The organism is Geobacillus kaustophilus (assembly GCF_000948285.1).
In the GTDB taxonomy this organism is placed as follows: domain Bacteria; phylum Bacillota; class Bacilli; order Bacillales; family Anoxybacillaceae; genus Geobacillus; species Geobacillus thermoleovorans_A.
Genome location: NZ_JYBP01000003.1, coordinates 834,732 through 860,163, shown reverse-complemented (window position 1 = coordinate 860,163; position 25,432 = coordinate 834,732). Strand labels below are relative to the sequence as shown.

General features: G+C 53.2%; 23 protein-coding genes, 1 tRNA gene and 5 pseudogenes. 8 read left to right on the top strand and 21 right to left on the bottom strand.

What is annotated here, in order from left to right; genetic code table 11:
• Positions 1-163 precede the first annotated feature (163 nt).
• The 3 genes and pseudogenes from LG52_RS04870 to LG52_RS04860 all read left to right on the top strand — a co-directional run bounded on the left by LG52_RS04870 (position 164) and on the right by LG52_RS04860 (position 1,655).
• Positions 164-622, top strand: coding sequence for a CBO0543 family protein (locus LG52_RS04870; protein WP_044731090.1), 459 nt, complete (start codon positions 164-166; stop codon positions 620-622).
• A 69-nt stretch (positions 623-691) separates the two neighbouring features.
• A complete protein-coding gene (locus LG52_RS04865) occupies positions 692-1,057 on the top strand; it encodes a hypothetical protein (RefSeq protein ID WP_044731089.1) in 366 nt (121 codons plus the stop codon).
• Positions 1,058-1,177: 120 nt separating this feature from the next.
• A pseudogene (locus LG52_RS04860) lies at positions 1,178-1,655 on the top strand (CBO0543 family protein).
• Between the two features lie 183 nt (positions 1,656-1,838).
• Here LG52_RS04860 and LG52_RS04855 read toward each other — a convergent pair.
• The 5 genes from LG52_RS04855 to LG52_RS04835 form a co-directional block, all read right to left on the bottom strand.
• Positions 1,839-2,810: a sugar phosphate isomerase/epimerase family protein gene (locus LG52_RS04855; RefSeq protein ID WP_013144983.1), complete on the bottom strand. Its 972-nt coding sequence runs from the start codon at positions 2,808-2,810 to the stop codon at positions 1,839-1,841.
• A 133-nt stretch (positions 2,811-2,943) separates the two neighbouring features.
• On the bottom strand, positions 2,944-4,098 hold the full coding sequence (locus LG52_RS04850) for a Gfo/Idh/MocA family protein (protein WP_044731088.1): 1,155 nt from the start codon (positions 4,096-4,098) through the stop codon (positions 2,944-2,946).
• Positions 4,095-4,844 carry a ThuA domain-containing protein gene (locus tag LG52_RS04845; RefSeq protein ID WP_044731087.1) on the bottom strand — a complete coding sequence of 250 codons (750 nt, stop codon included), beginning with the start codon at positions 4,842-4,844 and terminating at the stop codon, positions 4,095-4,097. The genes LG52_RS04850 and LG52_RS04845 overlap by 4 nt, the downstream gene beginning before the upstream one ends.
• 78 nt (positions 4,845-4,922) lie before the next feature.
• Positions 4,923-6,002, bottom strand: a complete 1,080-nt coding sequence (locus tag LG52_RS04840; RefSeq protein ID WP_044731086.1) for a Gfo/Idh/MocA family protein — start codon at positions 6,000-6,002, stop codon at positions 4,923-4,925.
• Positions 6,003-6,146: 144 nt separating this feature from the next.
• Positions 6,147-7,148, bottom strand: a complete 1,002-nt coding sequence (locus LG52_RS04835) for a LacI family DNA-binding transcriptional regulator (RefSeq protein WP_044731085.1) — start codon at positions 7,146-7,148, stop codon at positions 6,147-6,149.
• Between the two features lie 708 nt (positions 7,149-7,856).
• Here LG52_RS04835 and LG52_RS04825 point away from each other — a divergent pair.
• Positions 7,857-8,295 (top strand): annotated as a pseudogene (locus LG52_RS04825) (N-acetyltransferase family protein).
• A gap of 78 nt (positions 8,296-8,373) precedes the next feature.
• Here the strand turns inward: LG52_RS04825 and LG52_RS04820 are convergent.
• The 8 genes from LG52_RS04820 to LG52_RS04785 all read right to left on the bottom strand — a co-directional run bounded on the left by LG52_RS04820 (position 8,374) and on the right by LG52_RS04785 (position 16,709).
• Complete coding sequence (locus LG52_RS04820) at positions 8,374-9,669, bottom strand: MFS transporter (RefSeq protein ID WP_044731083.1); 1,296 nt, start codon at positions 9,667-9,669, stop codon at positions 8,374-8,376.
• Between the two features lie 132 nt (positions 9,670-9,801).
• Positions 9,802-10,257 (bottom strand): MaoC/PaaZ C-terminal domain-containing protein, encoded by a 456-nt coding sequence (locus LG52_RS04815; protein ID WP_044731082.1) that lies wholly within the window; start codon positions 10,255-10,257, stop codon positions 9,802-9,804.
• A gap of 278 nt (positions 10,258-10,535) precedes the next feature.
• Complete coding sequence (locus LG52_RS04810; protein WP_044731081.1) at positions 10,536-11,363, bottom strand: carbohydrate ABC transporter permease; 828 nt, start codon at positions 11,361-11,363, stop codon at positions 10,536-10,538.
• A gap of 15 nt (positions 11,364-11,378) precedes the next feature.
• Positions 11,379-12,686, bottom strand: a complete 1,308-nt coding sequence (locus LG52_RS04805; protein WP_044731080.1) for a carbohydrate ABC transporter permease — start codon at positions 12,684-12,686, stop codon at positions 11,379-11,381.
• 182 nt (positions 12,687-12,868) lie between these two features.
• A complete protein-coding gene (locus LG52_RS04800; protein WP_197071980.1) occupies positions 12,869-14,182 on the bottom strand; it encodes an ABC transporter substrate-binding protein in 1,314 nt (437 codons plus the stop codon).
• 431 nt (positions 14,183-14,613) lie between these two features.
• Positions 14,614-15,018 (bottom strand): hypothetical protein, encoded by a 405-nt coding sequence (locus LG52_RS04795; protein ID WP_044731078.1) that lies wholly within the window; start codon positions 15,016-15,018, stop codon positions 14,614-14,616.
• A 13-nt stretch (positions 15,019-15,031) separates the two neighbouring features.
• Positions 15,032-15,958, bottom strand: coding sequence for a glutaminase A (glsA, locus tag LG52_RS04790; protein ID WP_044731077.1), 927 nt, complete (start codon positions 15,956-15,958; stop codon positions 15,032-15,034).
• Positions 15,959-16,133: 175 nt separating this feature from the next.
• Positions 16,134-16,709 (bottom strand): Uma2 family endonuclease, encoded by a 576-nt coding sequence (locus LG52_RS04785; RefSeq protein WP_044731076.1) that lies wholly within the window; start codon positions 16,707-16,709, stop codon positions 16,134-16,136.
• Between the two features lie 136 nt (positions 16,710-16,845).
• Between LG52_RS04785 and LG52_RS04780 the strand changes: the two genes are divergently transcribed.
• The 3 genes from LG52_RS04780 to LG52_RS04765 all read left to right on the top strand — a co-directional run bounded on the left by LG52_RS04780 (position 16,846) and on the right by LG52_RS04765 (position 17,903).
• Positions 16,846-17,307, top strand: coding sequence for a Uma2 family endonuclease (locus LG52_RS04780; RefSeq protein ID WP_044731075.1), 462 nt, complete (start codon positions 16,846-16,848; stop codon positions 17,305-17,307).
• Complete coding sequence (locus tag LG52_RS04775; protein WP_044731074.1) at positions 17,308-17,535, top strand: hypothetical protein; 228 nt, start codon at positions 17,308-17,310, stop codon at positions 17,533-17,535.
• Between the two features lie 294 nt (positions 17,536-17,829).
• A tRNA-Pro gene (locus tag LG52_RS04765) sits at positions 17,830-17,903 on the top strand.
• 142 nt (positions 17,904-18,045) lie between these two features.
• Here LG52_RS04765 and bioF read toward each other — a convergent pair.
• Positions 18,046-19,215, bottom strand: coding sequence for an 8-amino-7-oxononanoate synthase (gene bioF, locus LG52_RS04760; protein ID WP_044731072.1), 1,170 nt, complete (start codon positions 19,213-19,215; stop codon positions 18,046-18,048).
• A 207-nt stretch (positions 19,216-19,422) separates the two neighbouring features.
• Here bioF and LG52_RS04755 point away from each other — a divergent pair, with 207 nt between their 5' ends.
• Positions 19,423-19,605, top strand: a complete 183-nt coding sequence (locus LG52_RS04755) for a small acid-soluble spore protein H (RefSeq protein ID WP_011231614.1) — start codon at positions 19,423-19,425, stop codon at positions 19,603-19,605.
• A gap of 46 nt (positions 19,606-19,651) precedes the next feature.
• Here LG52_RS04755 and LG52_RS20080 read toward each other — a convergent pair whose 3' ends face one another.
• The 7 genes and pseudogenes from LG52_RS20080 to LG52_RS04725 all read right to left on the bottom strand — a co-directional run.
• Positions 19,652-19,804 (bottom strand): hypothetical protein, encoded by a 153-nt coding sequence (locus tag LG52_RS20080; RefSeq protein ID WP_197074575.1) that lies wholly within the window; start codon positions 19,802-19,804, stop codon positions 19,652-19,654.
• Positions 19,805-19,815: 11 nt separating this feature from the next.
• Complete coding sequence (locus LG52_RS04750; RefSeq protein WP_044731071.1) at positions 19,816-20,184, bottom strand: VOC family protein; 369 nt, start codon at positions 20,182-20,184, stop codon at positions 19,816-19,818.
• Positions 20,181-20,963, bottom strand: a complete 783-nt coding sequence (locus LG52_RS04745; protein WP_044731070.1) for a YhfC family intramembrane metalloprotease — start codon at positions 20,961-20,963, stop codon at positions 20,181-20,183. The genes LG52_RS04750 and LG52_RS04745 overlap by 4 nt, the downstream gene beginning before the upstream one ends.
• A gap of 22 nt (positions 20,964-20,985) precedes the next feature.
• Positions 20,986-21,258, bottom strand: a pseudogene (locus LG52_RS04740) (SdpI family protein); the annotation flags it as partial.
• A 1-nt stretch (position 21,259) separates the two neighbouring features.
• Positions 21,260-22,204 (bottom strand): annotated as a pseudogene (locus LG52_RS04735) (carboxyl transferase domain-containing protein); the annotation flags it as partial.
• 58 nt (positions 22,205-22,262) lie between these two features.
• A complete protein-coding gene (locus LG52_RS04730) occupies positions 22,263-23,918 on the bottom strand; it encodes a class I adenylate-forming enzyme family protein (protein WP_044731069.1) in 1,656 nt (551 codons plus the stop codon).
• 531 nt (positions 23,919-24,449) lie between these two features.
• Positions 24,450-25,352 (bottom strand): annotated as a pseudogene (locus LG52_RS04725) (sodium:solute symporter family transporter); the annotation flags it as partial.
• Positions 25,353-25,432 lie beyond the last annotated feature (80 nt).

Genomic DNA, 25,432 nt, shown 5'->3' with positions numbered 1-25,432 from the left:
TTTACAAAATTTCGCCTTTTTTTCATAGAAAGAATCCACAGAAAGCCCGCCATTTCTAAGGCCTATTGCCTGCTGCAAAATGAAAAAACAAAAGTTTCACATACTCCCCCCTCTTTCCTCCCATACTAAGAAAAATCGACATGATTCGCGCTCGTGGGCTATCATGGAACAATGGATTCTTTGGCTGCTTGCTGCGGTGGGCATCGGTTTGCTGGGGCTCAGCTTCCGCTTTCTTTCACCAAGAGAAGTATGGCTTTCGTTTTTGCTGAATGCGTATATTTCCAGTTTGACCGGCCTGATCGTCAGCGGGGCGGGAATGCTTGCATATCCGGTGCGGCTGTTTCCAGATTATACGAACGACAGCGTGATCTTTGAATACTTGCTTTACCCTGTTGTCAGTGTGTACGTTTACGGGACATCGCGCCGCTCGGGCTGGAAGGGGATATGGATGCAGTGCACCGCTTATACAGGGGGGATGACGGCGGTCGAGATCCTGTTGGAGCGGCACACCGACCTGATCGAATACCATACGTGGAAGTGGGGATATTCATTCGTCTCCATGTTTGTCGTGACGCTCGCGGTTCGGGTGATGGCGGGACGACTGCTGAAAGAAAACGGGTGAGCTGGCATGTCTATTTCTCCTAGTTGGCGCTATACATATAGTATCGTTGTCCAAAAGGAGGCGAATAGGATGGTGCTGTTTGACATCAAACACCGCCTGTATTACGAAGCCATCAATTCCGCGCGCCCGAAAATGGCGCCGATCCGCCAAGACCGGGCTTGGGGGTATGTATGGAAGACCGTGAACGGCGAGCGGGTGAAGTTTTGGATCGATTTCCAGCGCGGACAGTATCTCTATTTTGAATATGGACGAAAATGGTATCGAGTGAAGTATTTGCAGGCGAACGGGCGGAAATCAGGCGAAGACATATTGAACGAGGCGATGATCGATTTGACGGTGGATGGGCATCGATTTCTGTTGCTGAAGGGGCGCATCCGCAGCCAGACGGCGCTTGCTATGGAAAAGACTGTTGCTCCCCTGGGCCGCCCTACATGAATCGGTCTACAGCCGCGCTTGCGCCCATGCCTGATCAAACGCCCGGTGGATCTATGACATTCTGATCGGCCGCACAGCACAGGCTGGACAACAGAACCCCTGACAGGAGAGGATGGAGACATGGATCGAATCCACTTATGGGTGTTGCTGGCGCTGGGCCTCATCCTATTGGTTTTCAGCTTGCGCAAACCGCCCATTAAAGACGTGATTCTCGTGTTTTTATTGAAAGCTTATTTTTCCACCTTTTTCGGTGTCATTGTGGTCGAAAAGCATTTGCTCGACTATCCCGTGAGGTTTTTGGGGCAATACTTCGACACGAGCATCTTGTTTGAATACTTTCTGTATCCGATCATGTGCGTGTATTTTTATCGAACGTCGTACCATTCGAGCTTTTTTCGGCATTGTCGGACAATGCGCCTTGTATACAGCCGCTTTGACGTTCATAGAAGTTCTTTATGAAAAGTATACAAATTTGATCACGTACCATACGTGGACATGGATGCATTCGTTTGTCACGATCTTTCTTCTGTCGTTTTCCGTTCGGATGCTGATGAAGCTGATCAACCGCTGGGAAGAGTCCGTCCGCTGGCGTTCATGACCACTTCGTCACAGAAGCGCCCGAACGGACAAGAGACAACGTTGGCTTTCCAAAAGAAACTGTTTGCGGCCGGACGAATGTCCGCATGAAGCCCCTATGTCGAAAACGTGAGATCTCTTGGCGGCAGATGTCAAAGCAAGCATACAGGCGGCAAAGAGCCCCTCGCTCCTTGCCGCCTTCTTTTTATGCCCACCACATCTCCGGCAGTTCTTCTTTGAACAACACCTTTTTCAAGAGGGCGACGGCCTTTGACAGCCCTTCATCGATCGAAGCGAGCATATCTTCGTGTTCGATTGACAGCACGTAGTCGTAGCCGACGGCGCGCAGGGCGCTGACGATGTCGCGCCACATTTTTTCGCTTTGCCCGTAGCCGACGGTGCGGAACACCCATGAGCGATCGAGAATTTGGCTGTAATGTTTCGTATCGAGCACGCCGTTTTTGCGGATGTTCGCTTCGTCTAAGTACGTGTCTTTCGCATGGACGTGGAAAATCGCTTTTTCGCGGCCGAGCAGTTTGATCGCCTCAACCGGGTCGATGCCTTGCCAAAGCAAGTGGCTCGGGTCAAAGTTGGCGCCGATCGCTTCACCGACGTGTTCGCGCAGTTTGAGGAGCGTTTCCGGGTTGTAGACGACGAAGCCCGGATGCATTTCAAAGGCGATTTGCGTGATGCCGTGCTCCTTGGCGAACGCTGCTTCTTCGCGCCAGTACGGGATGACGACTTCTTCCCATTGCCATTTTAAAATTTCCAAGTAATCCGGCGGCCAAGAGCACGTGACCCAGTTTGGGTATTTGGCGCCGGGATGGTCGCCCGGGCAGCCGGAGAAGGCGTTGATGACCGGGACTTCAAGCTGCTCAGCGAGCCTGACCGTTTTCCTCCATGTATCATGCGACTGTTTCGCGAACGCTTTGTCCGGATGAAGCGGGTTGCCATGGCAGCTTAAGGCGCTGATCACAAGGCCGCGGTCGGCGACGGCTTTTTTCAGAGCTTTGATTTTTTCCGGCTGGTCCAAAAGTGCGTCAGGATCGCAATGGGCGTTGCCCGGGTAATTGCCGGTGCCAAGCTCAACGGCCTCAATGCCCATGGCGGCGACTTTGTCGAGCATGTCTTCCAACGGCAGCTGTTGATACAAGACGGTAAATACGCCTACTTTCATCTCGTTCTTCTCCCCTTTCTAGCGGTGTGAAGCCGGCCGGTCGGCGGCCGGCTCCGCCGTTCCATTTTGTTGTGGCATCATCTAGCGCCCAGCGAGCAAAACGAGGCCGACGTCTCCGCGGTGCTGACGCCGCTTATTCCAACACCCGCACCCACCGTTTCGTGCGATGGCTTTCCAAAATGGCATCGACAATCGCCATCGTGTGGTGGCCGTCGGCGATCGTCGCAAACGGCAGCTCCCCGAGCGCCTCGCCGCGCTGCTTCCGGATGATGGCGCTGTAAAAATCTAAAAACAAGTTCTTCAGCCCGTCCGGCCAGCCTTCTTCATGGCCGCCCGGGTAATGGGCGAGGGACGCTGCGCGCGGCGAAAGAAGCGCCGGGTCGCGGACGATTTCTTCGTTTGGGCCGCTGCGGCGCCCGACCCAGAGGCGGTTCGGATGCTCTTGATCCCAGGCGAGCGTCATCTCATCGGCGGCAATTTCAAAATACAGCCGGTTTTTCCGGCCGGCGCTCACTTGGGAAATCGTAAACGCCCCGTGGGTGCCGTCGTCAAAATGGACGAGCACGCTGCCGCCGTCTTCGGTGTCAATCTGGACTGGCTCGGCGTCTTGAGCACCGCTGGCTGTGAATGTGCTCTCTTCCTGTTTCGGCTTATAGCGAACCGGGTGAACGGTGCGCAAGTCGGCAAATACTTCGACGATTTTCTTGCCGAGCACATACTGCACCGTGTCGCACCAGTGCGAACCGATGTCGGCGATGGCGCGCGATGGGCCGTTTTGCGCCGGGTCGAGCCGCCAGTTGTAGTCGGTGTCATACAAGAGCCAGTCTTGCACATAGCCGCCGTACACGAAATGGACGCGCTTCGCCTCACGGGCGAGCCGCTCTTTCGCCTCGACAACGAGCGGGTAGTGGCGGTAGTTGAAACAGACCGCGCTAAGGCTTTCGCTTTGTTCAGCGAGCCGCTTCAATTCGGCCGACTGTTCGCTGTCCATGGCGAGCGGCTTTTCCGACAATAAATGTTTTCCCGCCTCAAGCACCGCCTTGTTGATCGGGAAATGGAGGACGTTGCGCGTGCAGTTGTGAACGGCTTCGACGTCCGGGTCGTCAATCAAGGCGCGGTAGTCGCCGTATGCTTTCGGAATCCCGAACCGGCGCGCGGCTTCCTCCGCTTTTTCTTGACTGCTTGAGGCAATGGCGACAATGTTCACCAACGGCAGGCGGCGGAGCGCCTCAATATGGGAAGAAGCGGAAAAGCCGGTGCCGATGATGCCGACGTTGATCGGTTTCATGGCGTCATCCCCCCTTGTTTCGCTTTGATCGGCTCAAGCGGCTTGACGTTGCCGAAGACGATTTCCCCGCGGTTGACCGGCGCGGCCCAGCGGACGGCGTTGGCGATCACTTTCAGCACATCTGGGTGATGGTACGTCGGATACGTTTCATGGCCGGGGCGGAAGTAGAAAATTTTCCCTTTCCCGCGCGTGAACGTGCAGCCGCTGCGGAACACTTCCCCGCCTTCAAACCAGCTGATGAAAATCGTTTCCTCCGGTTCCGGGATGTCGAAAAACTCGCCGTACATTTCTTCCTGCTCAAGCTCAATGTACGGTCCGATCCCTTCCACGATCGGATGGCCCGGGGCGACGACCCAAAGCCGCTCTTTTTCATCGGCTTCGCGCCATTTCAAATTGCATGTCGTCCCCATCAGCTTTTTGAAAATTTTCGAGAAATGGCCGGAATGAAGGACGATGAGCCCCATTCCTTCGAGCACGCGGCGGTGGACGCGCTCAACGACTTCATCGCTCACTTCGTCATGGGCGATATGCCCCCACCAGATGAGGACGTCGCACCGGTCGAGCACCTCGTCCGTCAAGCCGTGCTCCGGTTCGTCGAGCACAGCGGTTGCGGCGTCAAACCCAGCTTCGGCTAGGTAGCTCGCGATGACGGTATGCATCCCTTCCGGATAAATGGCTCTTACCTGTTCATCTTTCTTTTCATGGCGAAATTCGTTCCAGACGACAACGCGGATTGGTGCAGCCATATTCGTTCCCCCTGCCATTCGTTTTCGACCCGCGCGCCATATGGAGGCGGTCAGGCCCATCGTTCTTTCGATTTCTTCCTACCATTCGATGCGGACTTGCCGGCCTTGTTCGGACGATTCGTAAATCGCTTCCAACACTTTGGCAATCATGAGCCCTTGTTCGGCGGTGCAAAGCGGCGGCGTATTTTCGGTGATGCTGGTCAAGAAGTGGTCAAGGAGCGCCACCCGTTCGCTTTGATCATCAAAATGAAGCGTCACATCGGCCGGGACGCCGTGTTCGTTGCGGAACCATTTCACTTCTTGGCGGTTGCCGGCGATGTTCCACTCCCAGCGCACGCCGCCTTCCGTGCCGAGAAACTCGACATACGCCCGCTCTTCTTCAATGTGGGACGCCCAGCTCGTCTCAAGCAGCACCGTCGCGTCGTTTTCGAGCTGGATGAACGCTGTGGCAAAATCTTCAACCGTATACGCGGCATTCGGCGCAAACGATGTCCCCGGCCAAGCCCCTTGGCGGCGCGGGCCGAACTTCGCGTACGTTTTCCCCGTCACCGCGACTGGGTTCGGGTTCCCGAGCAGCCAAAGCGTCACATCGAGCATATGGACGCCCAAATCGATGAGCGGCCCGCCGCCGGAGCGCTCGCGGTCAAAAAACCACGCCCCCCATGCGGGAATGCCGCGGCGGCGCACCCAGCCCGTTTTCGCGTAATAAATCTCACCGAACGCGCCGGATTGGATTCGCTCATGCAGCCACTGCGCCGCTTGGCGGAACCGATTGTTCAGCGCCACCATAAACTGTTTGCCTGATTCGTCGCGGGCGCGGATAATGGCGTCCGCCTCTTCCGCTTTCGTCACCATCGGCTTTTCGCAAAGAACGTGTTTCCCGGCCCGCAAGCTGTCGACCGACGCTTGGGCGTGCAAAAAGTTCGGCACGGTGATGATGACGGCATCGACATCGGGCGACGCAATCAATTCCTTATAGTCGCGGTACACGTTGCGGATGCCGTACGTTTTCGCTTTTTCCGCGGCCGCTTGTTCATTGACGTCGCAAATCGCCTGCAAGACAGCGCGCTCCGAAAGCTTTTGCGCCGCCTTGATATGTTCGTTGGAAATGCCCCCAGCCCCGATTAAGCCGAGGCGGATTGGAAGGGTGTTTCCCATGTCCTTTCCCCCTTGCGTTCATTTTTTCTGTTTCCATACTCCATCGGTTCACCGACCATTTTCCGTGATGTAATCGATTACATCATCGTGCAAAAAATCCGCCCGTTCCCCGCATCGGACGCGGAGCGCTGCCCTCCTCTTTACTCAGGGCGCTCTCCCCCCACATGAATCACGGATGACGAGCCGGTCGGGAAGAACGAGCTGACGCCGCTCGACCCCGGTTCCTTCAATCAGCTCGAGCAGCAGTTCCATCGCTTTTTGGCCGATCTCAAACATCGGCTGGGCGATCGTCGTGAGGCTCGGTTCAAAAATCGAGGCCATTTGAATGTCGTCAAATCCGACGACCGCCACATCGTCCGGAACGCGCCCGCCGCGATGGCGAACCGCTTTGATCGTCCCGATCGCCATCTCGTCATTGGCAGCAAAAATCGCCGTCGGCGGCTTCTCAAGAGCGAGCAGCTTCAACGTCAAATTATATCCGGACTCATAGGTGAAATCGCCCTCCTGCACAAGAACGGCGTCCGCCTCCAGCTCATGCTGGGCCAGCGCCTGTTGGTAGCCGCGCAGCCGATCGCGGCTTAAAATAATGTTCATCGGCCCGGACAAGTGGGCGATGCGGCGATGGCCGAGGCGGATCAAATGTTCTGTCGCCTTGCGGGCGCTGCTGATGTTGTCGATCGAAACGGTCGGGATGTCCGTCCCTTCCAAATACTCGCACGCCAAGACGATTGGAAACTGCCGCGCCATCTCTTCCACCAGCTCTTTGCGGATGCGGGCGGTCAAAAAAATCATCCCGTCGACTTGCCGCTGCGGCAGCAAATTCAAATACTGCTCCTCAAGCCGGACATCATTTTGCGTATCGCCAAGCAGCACCTGATAGCCGTGCTCGAGGGCGACCGCTTCAATGCCGCGCAGCACTTTCGAGAAAAACGGATTCGTAATATCAGGCACGACGACGAGAACCGTCTCGGTCTCCATCCGTCGCAAATACCGGCCGAGCACATTCGGCTGGTAGTTCAGCGCTTCAATCGCTTCGAGCACGCGCTGTTTCGTCTCTTCGGTGACGTTGCCCGCGTTGCGCAGCACGCGCGACACGGTGGCCGTCGATACGTTCGCCCGTTTCGCCACGTCTTTTATGCTTGCCATTGATCGTAGTCCTCTCGCTTATGTAATCGATTACATCACCATCGTATCGAAAAGACAGGGCGGTTGTCAAGCGTTGTTTTTTCGATCCGCCTTAGACATGATTTACCTATTTCTCATATGCTAAAAAATTTTCACAAACACTCGATCAGATGCGTTGTGTTTTTTGCAGGCAAAAAATGCAGAGAACTGCATGAAAAAAATACATAGGAGCTTTTTGCGATGTTGTTTTTTGTGAGGAAGATTGTACAATCCGATGTATTCTTTTGGTGTTTCCCTCACATGCTTTTTGTATTTTTTTATATTAAACTATCATTTCCAATGAGCAAAGTCAAAAAGGGCACACGAATCCCCTTTCTCATTTCTATATGCATTAAAATAGAATTTATAACAATTTATGGTTACTAACCAAAAGATGTACTTGACTTTTAAAGATAAACATAATCGTTGAACAGCTTGAAGGATCTCGTGACGGTCCTTGTGAAAGACATTGATGCCATTTCCATAAACGCTCGATCGGATTGAGTTGTGGTGAATATGGGGAAAATCCAAGATGATCGCAATCATCCGGTTTGGGATCCCGCTCTTTCGAGAGGCGCAAGAAATCGAGAAACGCAAAATGTGGTATATTGAAAAAGTGAGAAAGAAGAGTTTTTGCTCATGTTGGTGCGATTGGAGCTGGATGATAAATAGTTGGGAGAGGAGAACTCCATGGAAATTAGAAAATCAAACGATTCGGAATACAAAAAGATTTTATCACTCACACCACAAGCATTATTCGAGGGCACATTAGGGGAGGCAAAGCGATCAGATGAAAAAGTTAAGCGACTTATTGAACCCGTATTGCAGAAAGGAGGCTATTATTTGATCGCAACGGATGGCGATCATCTCATGGGTTGGATTCTGATCGGAGAAAGCAAAGACCCATTTACTGAAAAAAATATATGGATTTATCTACGAATTGTTTGTGTTAGAGGAATTTAGGGGAAAGGGAATTGCAAAACAATTGATAAAAACTGGCATCGAACATCTCAAACAAGATGGGTATTCAGAGGTTCGTTTACGTGTATATGCAGGAAATCGAGCGATTAAACTGTATGAAACATTAGGATTCAAACATAAAACCATTACGATGAGCATGGACATTTAAAACAGTCCGCTCGTCCACACCGCGGGCAGGCGATGTGAAAGAGCGCCTTTGCGTTGAAGCAAAGGCGCCCATCCGATTTTAGTCAATCGCCTGGCGTGCACGGTCTTGCAGCATTTTCACCCCGGCCAGCGAGATCAAGCCCATAACGACGATATAGAAGGAGATGGCCGTGGCGCTGCCGTATTTGTGCAGCAGCCACGTGCTCACGAGCGGCGCTGGGCCGCCAGCAATGATCGAGGCCAACTGGTAGCCGAGCGAAGCGCCGCTGTAGCGCAGGCGCGTCGGGAAGTTTTCCGCGATCATGGCCGCCTGCGGGCCATACAGCATGCCGTGGAACACCATGGCCACAACCGTCGCCAAAAAGATAAGCCCGACACTTTTCGTATTGACAAGCCAATAATACGGAAACGCCCAAAGCATCAGCAAAATCGTTCCCGTCATGTAGACGCGGCGGCGGCCCCACCGGTCGGACAAATGCCCGGAATACACGATGGAAAGCGCGTTGATCACCGCGGCGATAATCGTCACATTGACGAAAATGCTTTTTTCCATCCCCAAAAATGTCGTCCCATAGCTGACGATAAACGTGACAAAAATGTAGAACGACCCGTTTTCAATCACCCGCGCCAGCGCTGACCATAGAATTTCGCGCGGATGCTTGACCAGCACCTCGCCGACCGGCATCTTGCTCGTTTCTTGTTTTTTCATCGCTTCTTGGAACAGCGGCGATTCGAGCACTTTCAGCCGGATATACAGCCCGATGGCGATGAGAAGGAAGCTGACGAGAAACGGAACGCGCCATCCCCACGCATAAAAGCTGTCGCCGCCAATGGCCAACATAAGCGTCGTCACAAAGGAAGAGGACAACAGCCCGAACGGCACGCCCATTTGCGGCAGCGAAGCCATCAATCCGCGCCGCTTGCCTTCCTCCCATTCCATGGCGATCAATATAGCGCCGCCCCATTCCCCGCCGACGCCAATGCCTTGAATAAGACGAAGCGCGGTCACCAACACCGGCGCCCACAGGCCGATTTGTTCATAGGTCGGCATCAGGCCGATCAACGCCGTCGCCAGTCCCATCAAAAGCAAGGTGGCCACCAACGTCGCCTTGCGTCCGATCCGATCGCCAAAGTGGCCGAAAATCGCGGCGCCGACCGGCCTGGCGATAAATCCTAAAGCAAAGGTCGTAAAAGATTGCATCAATGCGACGTACGAATCTCCTTGTGGAAAGAATAATTGCGGAAACACGAGAGCCGCCATCGTTCCATAGAGAAAGAAATCGTACCATTCAATCGTCGTGCCGACCACACTCGATATGGCGGCCCGCTTTTTTTGGCGTTTCAATTCGGCCGCATCCATCGTTGACATCGCCATCGGCAACACTCCTTCCCTTTCATTTGATCTGACAGCAGGAAAAACCGATCAATAAGGCCCATTTTCTCAAGAATCATCTTTACCCTTCTTTGAAACCGCTTGCAACCGATTCTAGAAACCTCCCATTTGCTGCTAGCCTCTTGCAGAGGCATTTCCTTCCCGCGCTACAAGCACATGCACAACCGCATCGACGACCGTTTCTCCGCGCTGGTTGACGATCCGTTGATGCACCGTCACGAGCCCCGCTGTTTCTCCCCGTTCGGTTAACCGTTTGACTTCCGATTCCACATAAATCGTATCGCCGATCTTCACGGGACGGACAAAACGCAATGAATCGATGCCATAAAACGCCAGAACCATTCCCGGCTTCATCGTCCACAGCCCCGTCGCCGCCGACAGCGTCAGCATCCCATGGGCGATCCGTTCGCCAAATGGCGTCTGCTCTCCATATTCCCGGTCCATGTGCAGCGGATAAAAATCTCCGGAAACGCCGGCAAACTGTACAATATCGGCTTCCGTAATCGTCCGCCCGCGCGAACGATGGCGTTCGCCTACCACATACTGCTCAAACGGACGGTCAAATCGCACGCCTTCCCCTCCCCTTGATTGGTGCAAAAAAGAGTAAAATCAAATTCCACCCCCTTTCCCGGCTGCTATCGCCATTTTTGTTAATATTCAGAATATTAATTGTATATATCTTTTATATCTTTGGCTTTTACGCATCCCTCCCCGCCAGACGTCTGCCATTAACATATGAACGGAGTGGAGCTGATAGAACTGCTCCTTCTCTGTTTCGTGTTTTAAAATTGGTGTTGCCGCAAAAAACAAAAGGATGCTCGCCTGGCATCCTTTGTCGTGTTGGTTCCTTATTCTTTTACCGAGCCGGATGTGAGCCCGGAAACGATGCGGCGCTGGAACAACAGCACCATGATGACGAGCGGAATCGTCACAATCACGGTGGCCGCGGAAATTTCGCCCCACGGGATCGTATACTGGCCTTGGAACATGGCAATCCCGACCGGAACGGTTTTGTATTTTTCCGCCGTATTGATCGTCAAGGCAAATAAAAATTCGTTCCATGCGGCAATGAAGACGAGAATGGATGTCGTAAACACCCCTGGCACCGCGAGTGGCAAAATGATTTTAAAATACGTTTGCATCGGCGTCGCCCCGTCCATTTTCGCCGCTTCTTCCAAGTCAAACGGAATCTTGCGGAAAAAGGTGACGAGCAGCCAGATCGAGAGCGGCAAGGCAAACGTCGTATACGGAATGATCAATCCTAAATAGCTGTTCGTCAACCCGAACTTTTTCACAAACATGTAAATCGGAGAAATGGTGGCAATTTGCGGAAACATGGACACGGCCAGCACCAAGCCGAGAATGACCGTCTTGCCTTTAAACTCCAAGCGCGCGATCGCATAAGCCGCAAACGCGGCGACAAATACCGTATACACCGTCGTAATGGTCGCAACGACCGTGCTGTTCCATAAATAGCGCAAAAACGGGTAATTGACAAATACCGACACATAGGATTTCAAGGTCGGATGGCTCGTAAACCAATTGAACGCTTTGTCGCCAAACAATTCGCTGAGCGGCTTAACGGAACTGAGCAAAACCCATAAAAACGGAAACATCACAAAGAACACAAACAGGGCCAAAAACACGTAAAAGAACGGACCAGCTTTTTTTTGCATCGTCTCACCCCTTCGTTATCGTTTGACGCTGGAGCCATCAGACAGCAAATCTCTCCCAAGCCAGCGAATATAGATCATGGAAATCACCGCCACGCAGAGAAACACGATGACAGCGAGCGCCGATCCCGCGCCGAAATTCGTCTGCGAGAACATGACTTTGTAGGCTAAAATCGAAATCGTCTCCGTCGAGTTTGCCGGCCCCCCGCCGGTTAAGACGTAAATCAAATCGAACACGCGGAACGCATCAAGCGTGCGGAACAACAACGCCACTAAAATGCTCGATTTTAACAGCGGCAGTGTGATTTTCGTGAATTGCTGCCATTTGGTGGCTCCGTCGATCGAGGCGGCTTCATACAACGAACTCGGGATCGTTTGCAGCCCAGCAAGCAGCAAAAGCGCCATATAGGGGGTTGTCTTCCATACATCGGCAAAAATGACCGCAAACATCGCCCCCGCTTCCGTCGTCAACAAATCCCCCATCCGGTCGACAAGGCCGACCGTTTCGAAATATTTGGCGACAATGCCGTTTTGTCCATCGTATAAAAATTTCCACATAAGCGCGGATACGGCCGTCGGAATCGCCCACGGAATCAAAATCGTCGCCCGCACAAGCCCGCGGCCAAAAAAGGCCTTATTGATGAGCAACGCAATTCCGAGCCCTAACACCAGCTCAATGGCGACCGACACCACCGTAAAGAACGTCGTATTCCATAACGCTTTCCATAAGCGCATGTCGCTGAAGCTGTCCTTATAATGCTTGAGGCCGACAAAGTTCGGCTCGATCACGACCCCTTCGAGCCCTTCGGCCAAGCCGACGACTTTATCCGCCTGCTGCAGTTCGCCCGCTTTTTTCATCTCCTTGAGCGTCTTTACGACATCATGAACCGTGTCGGTCAGCCGCTCGGCCGTCTGTTTGTCCAGCTCGGCGATCTTCAGCTCATCGCTTGGCGTCTCGAAATTGTCGAGCACTTCGTTCACTTTGTCATATTGCTTCGCCACTTGATCGTTGGAACGGATCGCCGCGTCCAGTTTCGCGAGTTTTTGTTCGATTTGCGCCAACGTTTGTTTCGTTTGTCCATCCGCAGCCGCCATTTCCTGCTTAAGAGCGCTTTTGAGGAACGGATAGTTTTGTAGATATCCTTCCAGATCGAGGCTGTAACTCCAGTGAATCGACGATTTGGTCGGGTCGTTGAGCCGATAGTCGAACAAGCTGTAATAAAAGGACTGGATGACAGGCCAAATGGCAATCGCCAAAATGAGCAGCATGGCCGGCGCGACAAGCGAATAGCCTAGTAGGCGCTCCATTCGCTTTTCATTCCTCATCGCTGTTCTCTCCCTTCTGCTTGGAAAAGGATATTAGCCTTCAGCACCGGGCAGATCGCGGCCTGAAGGCTAATGAACCGAAAGTGGTCAAACAAAATGGCGTTCTTTGTTTGGCTGATGGGGCATTGGCCGGCGTTGGCCGGATTCCGATCGGCTGCAGCGCGCCGGCCAAGCCATTCGCCTTACTTATTCAAGGCTGCTTTCATTTCTTTTTCCATATTGGCCACGGCTTGTTCGACCGTCAGCTCCCCGGCCAGCGCTTTCGATACGTTGATTTGGATGATTTCCGAAATTTCCGGATAGTTCGGGACGACCGGGCGCGGCACGGCGGCGTTCAACGCATTGACAAACCCTTCTTCCGCAAAGAACGGATTGGCTTTTAAGACATCCGGGTCTTTAAACAATTCCGGAAGCGTCGGCGCTAAACCGCCGTAAATCGCGGAAATTTTTTGCCCCTCCGGCCCCGTCATAAATTTGACAAATTCCCATGCTTCTTTCGGATGTTTTGAATACTTGTTGATCGCAGTCATCCAGCCGCCCAGCGCGGCAGCCGAACCTTTGTCCCCGGCCGGAAGCGGAGCCACGCCGACTTTGCCGACGATTTTCGATTGTTCTTTGTCGTTCGCCAGCGCGTATTGATAAGGCCAGTTGCGGATAAACGGCGATTGTCCTTCAATGAACGCTGTATGCGACTCTGGTTCGGTGAATGTGGTGATGTTGCTCGGCACAACATCGGACTTGACGATTTCCACCATTTTCTTCAGCCCTTTGATCGTTTCTGGGCTGTTGATCACGACATTTCCGTTTTTATCAACGATTTGCCCGCCATAAGAGGCGATAAATTCAACGGCGTTGCACACCAATCCTTCGTATTGTTTGGCCTGCATCAAATAGCCGAATTTCGTGCCGCCTTTTCCTTTCAGCTCTTTCGCCTCTTTTAACAGTTCATCCCATGTTTTCGGCACTTTGTCCTTCGGCACAAGGTCGGTGCGATAGAACAGCATGCCGGCATCAATGAATTTCGGCATCGCCCATTGCTTGCCATTGAAGTTGCCTGCCGCAAGCGCCCCTTGGTTGTATTTGCTGAGGTCAATGCCGTCTTTCTCAATAAAGCGGTCGAGCGGCAGTGTATAACCTGCTTGAGCAAACTCAGCCGGCCAAATGACGTCGAGGTCCATGACATCGATCTCCGACGACTGTGCATTTAACATCGTGACGTACGCGTCATGCTGCTTCCCGGTGTCAGCCGGCATTTCGCGAAATTCTACATCGATGTTCGGGTGCGCTTTCTCGAACGCTTCGATGATTTTTTCAGTGGCTTTCGTGGAATCTTGGCCGCGGGCATAGACAATTTTCACTTTTTCAGATTGACCCGTTTTCTCTTCTTCTTTTTTGCTGTCTGTGCCCGTCTGGCTCTCGCTTTGGCCGCCGGAGCATGCTGCGAGCCCCATCGTAAGCGCTAACAAAACAGCCGATGCTTTTAATGTCTTTTTCATCGTCATTCTCCCCCTTTAAATTTTGGATTAGTCAAACACCGCACGACATCGCGTATAGTGGTTGCTTCGACTGCCCGAATCACCCCCCGAACATGACATCCATTGACTTTTGACTCGGCATCCCCCACTGCTTGTCTATGCATCGATCGCTTGTAATCGATTACATACAAATCGATGAATAATTCTTATTTTCACTTGTCTGTTCTTTTCTCGACAAAGCCGAAAAGCGGGCATCGCCTATACGTTCCCCTTTTCAATGAAGGCAACTTGTCTATCATCGCCGCGCCCCTATCCGCTTCGCCGGCTTCTTTTTATTTATGTAATCGATTACAAAACCATCTTACATCGCCGCAAAATTGTTCGTCAAGCCCCTAAATTCTTTTTTTGTCATATAAACAAAGAACCCCAAGCCGTTTTGCTTGGGATATGCCTCACACCTCCACTCCCTTCCCTTCCTCGACGATATGGTAAAGCAAATGGGCCAAATGGTGGATCGGGCCGTATTCCTCTTCGCTGCCTTCCGCCACTTCTTCTTCGTCGGCGAATTCAAGGTCGTTCAAATACAGCGCCATAAATTCGTAAAAGTCTTTGAGCTCAAAGCTGTAGCACGCGCTCGGGTCCTCGTTGTCTTCTTCGTATTGAAGCATTAAATACGATACCTTGCCTTCATTGTCCTCAGCGTCAAAAAAGACGAAATAGCCGATATTCGTGTCAAGGTCAAACAGATGCCGCGTCCCGCCTTCGGTCGCCTTGTCAAACTCTTCTGGGCTCAATTTGCCGACGTTCATCGCCTCGACGTCATCTTCGCGGTGAAATTGGACCGTAAACGTTTTCATCGTGATTTCCTCCTTAAAAAATGCTTAATGAATATGTTTTTGACAGCCGCTCGAGCAGTTTCACCCCGGTCAAGCTGTTCCCTTTATCATCGAGAGCCGGGCCGAAAATGCCGATGCCGCACCGCCCGGGCACGGCGGCGAGAATGCCGCCCGAGACGCCGCTTTTCGCCGGAATGCCGACTTTGATGGCAAATTCACCTGATGAGTTGTACATGCCGCACGTGACCATGAACGTTTTGCAAATGCGGGCGACATCAAGCGGCATGAGCGGCTCGCCCGAGCACGGATCGCGTCCGTCAAGCGCGAGCACCAAGCCGATGCGCGCCAAGTCGATGCATGTCATTTCGATGGCGCACTGCTTCGTGTACAAATCCATCAGTTCTTCGACATCTTCGTCAATCATCCCATGCTGCTTTAGAAAATAGCAAAGCGAACGATTTAAAAACGCTGTTTCAAATTCGGAGCGGGCCACTTCGTCGGAGTACGAGAGGCGTTCGTTGCCAGCGAGACGGCGGACGAACGCTAACAACCGTTCCAGCCGTTCGGACACCGAGCCGCCTTGAATCATCGACGTGACGACAAGCGCACCGGCGTTAATCATCGGATTCAGCGGCTTGGCAGGCTTTTCCTCTAATTTGGCAATGGAATGAAACGGATAATCCGTCGGCTCCATGCCGACTTTATGGAACACCTCATCCTCGCCGCGGTCGATCAGCACAAGGGCGAGCGCAATCATTTTGGAAATGCTTTGCAGCGTCACTTTCACTGTCACGTCCCCGGCGCTCACCACCTTGCCGTCCGGAGTGTCGATGGCGACCGACAGTTCATTCGGATTCGCTTTGCCTAGAGCGGGAATGTAATCGGCTACTTTTCCGTAGCGGGCGTACTGCTTCGCTTCTTCGACAAAGCGGGCCAGTTCTTCTTGGTTGTACACAAGCATCACCGATGGTTAGTATCGCCTATTTTTTCCGTTTCTATGCCAAAACGATTCAAACAGCGGCGGTTTCAGACAGGGGGCGCTTTGCCCTCGCCAAGCGGACCGCCGGGGCAAAAAACCGCCCCGCTCCTCTCAAGTCGGCAGCCTGAACCTGCTGTTTGAACAGCAGCCGTTTTTCTTATTCTTCTTCACTAAACACGTTTTTCAATTCGATCGCAAATCCGGGAAACAGGTGGACACGAATCGTATCATCGCGGACATACATCCCTTGGTGGCGGAATCTCCCTTCTTCGAGCACATAGACATCAATCGTCTCATTCATCGGATCGACAATCCAATATTCTTTCACCCCTGCCCGCTCGTAACGGTGAAATTTGACGATTTTATCCTTGCGCACCGTTGATTTTGAAATAATCTCCACAACGAGATCCGGCACGCCAACAATTCGTTTTTCACGAATTTTGCTTTTGTCGCAGACAACAACAAGATCCGGCTCAACCCATTCGCGAATTTGTTCCGGATCATCTCTCTCCGCTAAACAAACGTCGATCGGAGCGCCAAATACGGTGCATTCTTTCCCCCGCAAATATGTCGCAAATTCCACCAACAATTCACGTTGCACTGCCTGATGTTTCGGCGTCGGAGCGGGAGACATGTTGAAGACTTGGCCGTCAATGACCTCATATCGTACATCTTCGTCGAGCATCATGTATTGCGCATAGGTGAACGGCTGCCCTTTTTCCGGCATCGGCATCAAAACGGCCTCCTTTCCTCTTTTCTTTTTAGTATACTTGAACGCTGCCCGGCAACCTAGCGTTTTCTTTTTTCTCAACAACCTGTTGCAGACAAGGGAGAACGGTTTCAAGTATAATGAAAAAGAGGTGAGGAGCATGCAAGAAGCCATCAACATGTCCCCGTCCCCGTCATGGGAACATCAAATCGTTTGCGACAATCTTGTTTCCATGATCAAAGGAAAAAGCCAATGTCAACCAATTTCAAACTTATCCGTGAAACTCGAAAAGAACGGAAAAGTGATGAACGAGTTTATCCAGCCGGATGTCGCCGTCTATTGCGAACGGCCGGAAAAAATCATCGGCGGCTATAAGGGGCGGCCGCTCATCGTCATCGAAGTTGTCAGCCCGTCAACATACAAAATCGATGTGACGCTGAAAAAAGATTTGTACTGCGCCTACGGAGTGGAAGAATACTGGATCGCCGACCCATACAACAAAACGATTCGTCAGTGCACACTCGAAAATGATCGATACGCCGAGACGATCATCGCCTGCGGAGAAACGTTCGGTTCTGTTATCGGAACGATTGACACCGCGCTCGTTTTCCAAGGTGTTTAATTGCCGAAACACCGCTTGTTGATCGCTGGGGACGGGGACGCGCTCACTGCGAAAGACGGGCGGCTCTATGGACCGAATCCGGCGTTTACGCTTGATATGAAGGAAGCGATGCGCTCGGTGCAAAAATTGCTCGATTTTCACATCGAGACGGTCGTCTGTTGCCACGGCGGATTGTGCCGGGGCAACATTCGCGAACAGCTGGAGCGAATCACCTCGTCAACGGCATGACTTCAAAACAGCCTTGTCTCCCTAAACCGATAGTTATGGCGAGAAGAACGGTTCCGCATAGCTTTTCAAATAGGGAAACCTTGCTGTTGAGCCGAATGTGCCGTTCCATGCCGGTTCTCTCGACAGCGCGGTCAATCAAATGCCAATCAAACGGCCGAACAAATCTGGGGCCGGCTTGCCAACAATGGGGATGTCGTTGTCCTGTCAACTGCATCCTTTTCCCACCAACGCAAAATTCGCCATTGATTTTGTCCTGCTTTTCTTGTATAATCGGAAATGTCTCACCATCCATTTCGGGATGTAGCTCAGCTTGGTAGAGCACACGCATGGGGTGCGTGGGGTCGCAGGTTCAAATCCTGTCATCCCGATCGAAACCAGCTGGAAGGAAATCCAGCTGGTTTTTTGCTTTTCTGAGTCCGCGTTCAACATGTTGAAAACGAAGCACAAACAATTAAGGCGCTTGCCGTCCAGCAGCAAGGACGGCATATGCCTTCCCGTCTCTCCCTCAAACTAAATCAGCCCTACCTGCTTCCCCGCCAAGGCGATGCGGTCAACTGCCATCTCAACATCTTCTTCCGTCATGGCGGCGGTGAGGGAAAAACGAATGCGCGCTGTCCCCTCAGGAACGGTCGGCGGACGGATGGCGACAGCCGCGATGCCCGCTTCCTGCAGTAACTCGCTCATGGCCACAGCCCGACCGTTCGGACCGACGATCACGGGAACGATCGGCGTCTCGCTGCCGCCTGTGTCAAACCCAAGCCGCTTCAGCTTGGCGCGGAACCTTTCACTTAAGGCATGCAGCCGCTCGCGCCGCTCCGGCTCGGATTGGACGATGCGAATGGCGGCTTCATTGGCGGCAAGGACAGCAGGCGGCAAGGCGGTCGTAAAAATTAGGCTGCGGGCGCTGTTGACCAAGTACTCGACAAGCCACGGCTCTCCCGTTACATATGCTCCGAAGCTGCCAAGCGCTTTGCTGAAGGTGCCGATGGCGATCACATCCTCTTCCTTCTCAAGCCCGAAATGGTGAAGCAACCCTTCGCCGTTTGGTCCGAACACGCCGCCGCTGTGCGCTTCGTCAACGAGCAAAACGGCACGGTAACGCCGCTTCAACTCGACAAGCTCCTTCAATGGCGCCATATCGCCGTCCATGCTGAAGACAGCATCGGTGACGATCCATTTCCGCTTCGCGGGCAGAGATTGCTTCAACAATGATTCCAGCTGATCGATGTCGTTATGCCGATAGCGGAAACAGGTTGCTTTGCTCAAGCGGATGCCATCAATCAAACTCGCATGGTTCAACTTATCGCTAAAGACAAGATCATCTCGGCCAATCAACGCTGTCAGCACGCCGACGTTGGCCGTGTAACCGCTGTTGAAAATGAGCGCCGCTTCCGCATTTTTCCACTGTTTCAATGCGGCTTCCGCCCGCTCATAAAGCGGATGGTTGCCGACAACGAGCCGCGACGCTCCCGCTCCGGCTCCGTAGGACCGCATCGCTTCGCAACCCGCTTCAATGAGCCGCTTGTCATCCGCCAACCCTAAATAATTATTGGACGCTAAATTCAACATCGGCTTTCCGTTCAGGATGACCGAAGCGCCTGAAGCCTCAGCCTGGCGCAGCTGGCGTTTTTGCGCTTTTTGTTCCCATTCGTGCAGTTGGGCGGTTAGTTCGGCTTTCATCCGTATCCTCCCTTGTATGTAAACTGTTTATAAAAAATAGTTTACATTAAAACCCGCGAATCAGCTAGGAAAAGATGATCAGTTTCGTTTATTGATTATTTAGCACATGGTTCTGTGAATTATTCATTTCCACCCTCGACCGCATGCATAGTCCAATCGCAGACATGTCATACTATACGTGTTATCGACAAAAGGGAGGTGTTGGAAATGGATGTCCGTCGGGCGCAAGAAATCGCGTCGTCGCCGGTGATGGCGAACGTCACGTACAACGGCCAGCGCATTTACATCGAACATGTCGACCAGCAAAAAGGCGTGGCGACGATCCACCCGCTTGACAACCCGAACCAAAAGCAAAGCGTGCCGGTCGCAAGCTTAGAAGAGCATTCGTAACGAAACAAGCGAGAGACAGGAACCGCCCTTTCTCCCGCTTTTTCCCTTAGTCAGCCGTCAGATCTTCCCGCTCTTTGCAGGCGTCTTGCACCGCTTGTTCCCTCATCGACGTCGACGCACGGCCTGCTGCTTTGGCGTCGACCGCGCGGGCTGCCCGTCGCGCTTGTTGTTCGGTTTCATTTTCATCGCGATCTCTCATAGAACACCGGTTTATTCGATTTTTTCCAACAACTCGATCCGGTTGTGAAACGGATCGCGAAACGAAAACCGCTTTACCCCCGGGATCGGTTTTTCGTCTTGCGTCGCGACGCCGCGCTCTTCCAAATAACGGCGCGCCGCTTCCACATCTTCCACTTCAAACGCCGGGTGGCTTTTGCTGTTATAGCCGCCGCGTTTTTCGGTCCCGATGTGAAGCTCGATATCCCCGACTTTGCACCAAAGTCCGCCGTTTCCTTTCAACGATTCCGGCTTTTCGATTTCTTGAAAACCAAGCACACCGGTGTAAAAAGCGCGCACTTCGTCTTCGGCGCCAAATGGAATGCAAATTTGCACATGGTCAAGCCGTTTTACACGAATCATCGTTTCTCTCCTCCCCTTTCGAATGCTGGTTTCATGCGGCCAATGAATAAAACAGCGGCGACCGCCCAAATCAATAGCACCGCTTCCACCACCCAAACATTCGTGACGACTTTCACCTGATACAAGGCAGGCATAACATCCATCGCGGCGTGAAGCAAAATGGCGTACAGGACATAGCGGAATTGCCGCTTGCGCACCCCAAGCAAAACGAGCAGCGACAGCGCCACGTGCACCGCCAAGGCAAACAGCCGTTCCAAGCCGCCTAACACGTACATCGCAAACGGCGTGTGCAGCACTTGCTCCTTGATCAGCTCGACCTGCCTGGGCGGAAGCGACGGGGCGATCGTTTTGTCGAATGATCCGGATTGAATCAGGCTGGCAAGCACGATGACGTTGACCGCGCCAACCACCCCGAGCAATACCGCTTCCGTCCCGCCGTGCCCAAGCCCGAATGATAAACCATCGCCATATCCTCGATGCTGCTTTAGCAGCCAACGGAACCCGACATAGCGGCCAATTTCTTCAAACAGGCCGGCGGCAAGCGCGGCGTATAGGACAAAGAGCCAGACGCTGTCCGTGCCTTTCAACGCCGGGCGCCCCGGTTCAAGCACGGCGATGTGCAGCGCTTTTTCCAACACTTGTGAGAAAACGAGAAACACGGCCGCTCCTACGCCGAGCGCCTTCCATGAAAGCCACCCTTTTTTCCTCCCATACCATACAAGTCCAATAGGAACCAACAGCGAAATGAATAACTGCACCACTGCGCCCGCCATGCCCATGTTATATCCCCCTTCCACCTATTCATGAACGTTTGCGCTGCTCTTGCTGATAATAGAGAAATGATTGAACAATGACATATATGTTGCCAAAAGCGATGACGAGGATAAACAATACAAACTGCATCTCCCCGCGCCAAAACACGGTCAGCATCGACAAAATCCCCATCGTGATAAACACTTTGCCGCCGAAGCGGTGCGTTTTGTTCCAAACGGTCTCGCTTTCCAACGTCCACGGCGTGCGGATGCCGACGAAATAATTATGTTTGATTTTCGGCATGTAGTTTCCAAGCACAATAGTTCAAATGAGCCAAAACGGTGATGAGCGCTTTGCCGAATTTTTTTTGGCACTCAAAATAGTCGCCGTCATCGACAAGGCAGGCGATGATGTTTCGCATATCATAGACGCGGCTTCGTCTGTCCGGCAAAATCGAAAGCACTTCCTCCACCATCCGGTATGGGTCATCGTCCGTCTTCCGCATTGGCGGCCGCTCGTTCGCGTTTTGCGGCATGTACGAGAAAAATCGTTTCAGCTGCCCGATGCATTCCTCCTCCGTCTCGCCATCGGCGTCAATTTGCCCTGTATACTGGTGATGAATGTCTACGCCCCCAAGCTCTTCTGGAGAAACGCGCTGCCCGTTTGCCAGCTCGAGCATGCGCGGCCCGGCGATCGCCATGCATGTCCCCTTCAGCTGCGTGACAAAGTCGCAGCTGACCGCCGTCCATGTCGGACCGCCGTAGCTGTCTCCCAAAATCGCCGCCATTGTCGGCACTTGTCGGTGATGAGTGAGCAGCTCGCGCGGAAACAATTTGTCGCTGATCCCGTCCGACCCCATTCCGTCCGGCATGCGCAGCCCGCCGCCTTCATGGAGGAAAAACATCGGCAAGCCATTTCTCACGGCCAACGCATGCATTTGCCGCGATTTGCGCAAATGGACGTTTCCCTCCGTGCCAGCGAGCACCGTTTTATCCCCGGCGATCACGACGGCAGGGCGGCCGCTTACTTTGCCGATGCCGGCGACGAGCCCGTCTCCATACGTCGTTTCTTCCAAATCGGGTTGGTCGGACGCGTTCAGCTGTCCGAACTCAACAAAAGTTTCGGCATCCACAAGCCGTTCGATCCGCTCCCTGGCCGTCAGCAGCCCTTTCGCATGCTGCTTGGCGATTTTCTCTTCTCCGCCGCCTAGCGCGGCGCTCGCTTTTTTCGCCATCAGTTCATCTGTTAATTGCCGCAAATGTTTCATCGCGATCCCCCTTTGGCAGAAAAAGGCGGGGCGGCCCGCATCAAACCCCGCCGCTATGTTAGTCCCTTGGCAGCAGCTTTCGCAATACTTTTCCGGAAGGCGTCGCCGGCAGCTCGTCAATCAGCTCGACATAGCGCGGATATTTGAACGCCGCCATATGCGTTTTCGCCCATTCGATCAAGTCAGACGGCGCCACCCTTCCTTTGTACGAATCATGGAGAACGACAAACGCTTTCGGCACTTCCCCTTTCGCCGGGTCAGGCACGCCGATGACCGCGCATTGCTTAACGGCCGGATGCTCGTTCAACAGCGCCTCGACGTCTTCCGGAAAGACGCTGTAGCCGGACACTTTGATCATTTCTTTCAACCGGCCTTGGAAATACAAATAGCCGTCTTCATCGATATACCCGATATCACCTGTGTACACCCACCCGTCTTTCAGCGTCTCGTTCGTCGCATCATCGCGGCGGAAGTAGCCTTTAAAGACACCTGGATTTTTGACGACAATTTCCCCCGACCGTCCGGGCCCAAGCTCCTGTTTCGTTTCCGGGTCGATGATGCGGATGTCCGTCTCATACGTTGGGATGCCGCACGAGCCGAATTTCACGCGATCATCCGGCATAAACGTGTCGCACGTATGCGTCTCGCTCAGCCCATATGCCGCCTCATACAGCAAGCACCCGCCGGTCGCTTCCGCCCAACGCGCGGCAAGGTCTTTCGTCACCGGCAGACCGAAGCTCGTCGCCAAGTTGCGTTTTAAACTTGACAAGTCGGCAGAAGTGGTTGGCAGCACTTGCAAAATGGCTGCATTCATCGGCGCGATGCTGTACCAGGCTGTCACCTTGTACATTTCAACGGCCTTGATCGTCGCCATCGGGTCAAAGCGGGTGAACAGCACGCACGGATTCCCCGTGTACACCGGCGTATTCAGCCCCATCACCATCCCGGCGATATGGCAAAGCGGCGAATGGGCCATCAGCACTTCCGCTTTTTCTGTCAACCGGTTCGCCTGCGCAGACGCGGTCGTCTTAAACAGCGCGTTGCCATACGTCAGCATCGCCCCTTTCGGCCGCCCGGTCGTGCCGGATGTGAAAATGATCAGCCCGACATCGTTCCATAAGTCAATGGCAGCGGCCTCCTCAAGAGGCGGATAAGCGGCAATAATGGCGGCAAAATCGTCCGCGCCGCTCATCGGCTCTTTCGGTTGCGCAAGCTCGGCGCAAAGCGGGATCTCCCCGGACGGATCGGCGTAATCGCCGTAATGGCACGCGACGATAAACGACAGCGGGGCTGTTTGTTGTTCCGCTTGTCGAACGCGCGGCAATCCTTCTTCTCCGGCGATGATGCCAACAAGCGGCACTTCAGCGAAAAAATAGGCGAGCTCGAATTCCCGGTACATCGGGTTGAGCGGAACAACGATGCCGCCCAACTGCTGAACGGCAAAATGGGCGATGATGTATTGCGGGCAGTTTTGCATGTACAAGGCGACATAGCTTCCTTTTCCCACCCCTTTTTCCCGCAAATAGCGGGCAAAACGGCGGACGTGATCGAGCAATGTTCCCCACGTCATCACCTTGTTATAGAAGATGTACGCCGGCTCGTTTTCCTCGCGTTCGCCGCGATGGCGCAAATAGTCGTACAGAGGCTGTTCGCCAAGCGCGTAGCGGAGCTCCGTCGGCAGCCCGCCTGGCCAATACGGGCGCGTTTCGTTCATCAGTTTCACCATCCTTCGTTAAAATACTGAACAGTTAGTATGTTTCCTATCAGAAAACGCTCTCAAATGGTTGTTCATGTCCCCTGCTTTATCCATACGCATATCATTTCGCCGTCATTCGCCCGTTTTCCTTTTTCGAACAGCCAACCATTTTCTCCGATGCGGCAAACAGCCGCCCCTTCCACATTGGAGAAGGAGCGGCTGTTAGGAAGCCCGGAGCAGCCTGCGCGGCGTGATGGCGGTCATTTATACGCTGCGGCCGGACGTTTTGGAAGATGTTGCTTACCCTTTTATCATACTTCTTTTTTTAGCAAGCGAAATATATTTGTTTACTATTTCACAATATGTTCAAGAAGTGATGGGCAAACAGTGAACAGCGCCGCTTTTCTCAATCCATTACCGTCGCCTTGGGCAAGGGCTCGGCAGAGAATTTCCTTTCAAACAAAGCGCAACACATTTTCTTAAATTGAATGAAAAGAGGCATCCCAATCTCTTTTGGGATACCTTTGTCGATAACGGCCGTCGGGCGAATTACTTCGCCCGCTGCCGATCAGGGAACAGCACGCCGGCGGCCAAAGCAATGGCAAACGTCGTAAACCGCGAGCTAATGATCTCCTCAAGCGGCGAGGAAATCCAAAGGACCGTGCTGGCAAAACCGGCAACAATGGTGGCGATGCCGCCGATACCGGAATACCGTTTCCAAAAGAAGGCCAACAAAATGGCCGGCGACAGCGTGCAGCCGATTCCCGCCCACGCCCAACTGACAATGAAATACACAAGCGATTCTGATGTCATCGCCAGCACCAAGCCAAGCAGCCCGGCGATGACCACAACCGCGCGGGAAAGGGCGACAAGCTGCTTTTCCGACAGGCGAAGGCGCAGCGAGCGGCGGACAATATCTTCGCTAATGGAACTTGTAATCACGAGCAGCTGCGAATCGGCTGTTGTCACGATGGCGGCCAAAATGCCCGACAGCAGCAGCCCCGCCAGCCACGGCGGCAGCAAATCCAACGCCATATGCGGCAATACCGTTTCAACATCGGCCAATGAGTCGCCCTGGTAAAGTGCAATCGCCGCAAGGCCAATCAAAAACGCGCCCCCATAGGCCAGCAGCGTCCAAATGATGGCCACTGTTTTGGCCGTTTTCGCCTCGCGGGCGTCTTTTAGTGCCATGAAGCGGACGCTCAACTGTGGCTGGCCGCCAAGATAGCCGAAAAACCAGGCAAAATTGTTAAACAACAGCAGCCCGAGCGCAAAACCCGCTGCCCCGCCCGTCCATGAGTCGAGGCCCGGTTTGGCCTGATGAAGCGCCGCGCTGATCGACAGCCCGCCGCTGTAAATTTCCACGAGCGCCACAATGGGCAAAATCACAAGCGTCGCCAGCATAAGCACACTTTGAATCATATCCGTCCAGACGACGCTGACGAACCCGCCATTCGTTGCTCTTCACAATGGAAATCTCTTTACTCTTTACATATGTGTCAAACCATCCATTTATTCCAGCATTAGGATGA